Source organism: Spirosoma spitsbergense DSM 19989 (assembly GCF_000374085.1).
Classification (GTDB): domain Bacteria; phylum Bacteroidota; class Bacteroidia; order Cytophagales; family Spirosomataceae; genus Spirosoma; species Spirosoma spitsbergense.
Map to the genome: position 1 here is coordinate 1 of NZ_KB893493.1, position 2826 is coordinate 2826.

The window sequence follows — 2826 nt, forward strand, 5'->3', positions numbered from 1 at the left end:
AAAGCAATAGGCTAAGTGTAATAACTAGTTTTCTTGCGTTCCATTTACGCCCATTCTCCTCAAAACCAGTTAGCTAGGTATGACAAAACAAGATGNAATTAACCAAATCAGTAAGAGAACCGGCCTTGATATGCCAACCAGCCGGGCCATTATGGAAGCCTTTTTCGAGGTTGTTAAAGAGTCACTCACGGCGGGCGAACCGATCTACATCCGCACTTTTGGTAGCTTTATTCTCAAAGGACGCGCCCAAAAAGTAGGGCGTAATATCAACCAGAATACGGCCGTCACGATTGCGGCTCATACTATACCCGCCTTCAAACCCAGCCTTGAATTTACCAACCAGGTAAAGGGGCAGGGAACGGCTGATGAAATGAAGAAAGCGACCGTATAACCCACTAAAAGAAGGGGTGGTGACATCGTATGTCACCACCCCTTCTTGTCCCTTTTCCAACCCTTTTTTACGGTAGCATTTTATTGCACTATTTTAAGGGGTGTTGTATAAGATGGATTATGTTATGTGGTTTTTCTCAGATCAACCACCCTATACAAGCCCTGAAAACAGGCCGGATTGTACGTTGGAAAGGAGAGAGGAAAGCGCCGTATTATGTTAAGGGAATATCCGTAGATTTCCTCTGCTTGACAGCTTCACATAACATTGATTATACAACCGCGTGTATAATCCTGAACTAGCTAGACAGGTATGAGCTCATTTTTACTAATACATATCGAACTGATTTGTTGTACTTTTTTCCCAACAAACTCCTGACTTAAAGCTACCAAAACCGGGAACAATCCCTTAAAACAAATGTGTCGCAAGTAAGGTTAGTTTAAAACTTTGACCAAAAAGCTACAAATGAAGCCGGTCTTGACTCAGCCTTATAATGAATCTGCCTTAGTTACCTCCCTTCAGGCTGGCCATCTAAAAGCATTTGATGAACTCTATACCCGCTTCGCCCCTAAACTGTTAAGGGTTATTTTTCATTACACTCATGACCGGGATCAAGCCCAGGACCTGCTACAGGATAGCTTTCTGAAAATTTGGCGCAATCTCCATCGATATGATCCGGCCAAGGGGGGCTTGTTTACTTGGATACTTACTATTACCCGGAATACCACTTTCCGCTATTTATCGTCTAACCATACTTATTCATCAATCGACGACATTGCTGTCGAGATAATAGGCGTTACGACGCCTACCTATCAGACTATTGGGGTGACTTGTTGGGTAGATTCAACATTAAGTGGTAATGAACTGATTATGATTAAGTTAGTGTATTTCGAGGGGTACACGTTTCAAGAGGTTTCGGATGAATTTGGCTTTCCATTGGGTAGTGTTAAAACTTACGTCCGACGCGCTCTACAGCGATTAAGAGTAAATAGTTAGCAATAAATTTACGTTCCACAACACTTGATAGCCATAGATTGACATAAGGGCACTTGTGCAACACGAAAACTATCACTCTTTAGATACAAAAAACAGCTAATACAATCAAGCCAAATACAACTACAATCGCTGTTATGCCAGGCTGCTTAGGGAGATCATAAATCAGGGATAGAACTTACATCGTAAAAACAGTACTAGCCTTGACCAGTTTACAAGAAGCTGATTTACTCAACGTTATAATTATTTCGCCCACGCCTTATCAAGGGTGTGGGTGTTTTTTTGCAGGTAATTAGGCTTACCTTACCCATCATATGACTCCGTAGCTTAGTTGGTAGAGCAATTGATATTAATCAATAGAGGATAGTTCAAGTCTGTCCGGAGTCGCTTTTGTCCAATTATATTATTCCCATTTTGATTGTCTATAAGCCATGGAAAACGCCCCAACTGTCTGGATTGTGGATGATGACGAGGATGACCAGATGATGATTGAAGCCGCTTTTAAAGAGGTTATCTTTCCTTTGGCTATTAAGCAATTATCTGATGGTAACGAGGTATTGTCCCAGTTAGAAAAAGCTTTTTCGCTACCCAAGTTAATTCTACTGGATTTGAATATGCCCCTTAAAAATGGGTTTGATGTGTTAACCGAATTACGCAGCATTCCCGCTTATAAAAAATTACCCGTTGTTGTCTTAACGACTTCATCCAGCGAAGACGATAGACGAAAATCACTCGCCTTGGGGGCCAATGAGTTTTTAATAAAGCCGTGTTCCCTAAAAGCAGTTGTTCATATGCTCAGGCGGTTGGTTTCAGAATGGAACCTGAATTAGATAACAGAAAAACTCTATGATAATCATATGGTTATGATAAGCTAAAGTAAGATCGAGAAAAGTCATACTATGTGTTATACAATTGATTCGGTCTGAAAAAAGCGCTTAGTTTGCTGTATACTAAATGTATGACTTTTCTCAATGGCTAACCAAGACCCGCTTACAGAACTCGAATTTAGTAAACAGCAGTTCGAAAACACGATTACAGAACTGCCATTAAGTAGTACACCCTCTGAAACTTTGGAAGAGAGCGGTAGGAAGGGCAAAGGTGGTCGTCGTCGTCATGCGCCTGATGTCGGCGTTTGGTCAATTCGTGGTATTGAGTTTGAAACCCGCACCGCCTTTGAGAAAGCTGCCGAGCGAAGCGGTAAAACCATTGGCCAGTATCTAAACGAGGATCTACGCCAGTACGCCCAAGAACAACTTAAGAAAGGAAATCAGCCACCAGTTCGTCAGGAAGATTTACGGACTGAGATTGATGATTTAAAGTCAGTTGTTGTTCAATTAGCTCAACGTACCGAATTGGACAATCAACGAGACGAGGAACTCCGCATTATCCGGGAAGCTATCCAGCAACGCCCAGCCAGTTTTCGAGAATGGTTATTCGGTAAAAAG

The 2826-nt window shown here is 41.8% G+C and carries 4 protein-coding genes and 1 tRNA gene; all 5 read left to right on the forward strand.

The features are described from left to right. Positions 1-79 precede the first annotated feature (79 nt). On the forward strand, positions 80-391 hold the full coding sequence (locus B157_RS0111350; protein ID WP_020603446.1) for an HU family DNA-binding protein: 312 nt from the start codon (positions 80-82) through the stop codon (positions 389-391). Between the two features lie 462 nt (positions 392-853). Continuing rightward, a complete protein-coding gene (locus B157_RS40480; RefSeq protein WP_020603447.1) occupies positions 854-1384 on the forward strand; it encodes an RNA polymerase sigma factor in 531 nt (176 codons plus the stop codon). 313 nt (positions 1385-1697) lie between these two features. Then, positions 1698-1768 (forward strand) — tRNA-OTHER (locus B157_RS0111360). Positions 1769-1812: 44 nt separating this feature from the next. After that, positions 1813-2211, forward strand: coding sequence for a response regulator (locus B157_RS0111365; protein WP_020603448.1), 399 nt, complete (start codon positions 1813-1815; stop codon positions 2209-2211). A gap of 141 nt (positions 2212-2352) precedes the next feature. Continuing rightward, positions 2353-2826 (forward strand): hypothetical protein (locus tag B157_RS35090; protein ID WP_245565059.1); only part of this gene is annotated, 474 nt, incomplete at its 3' end.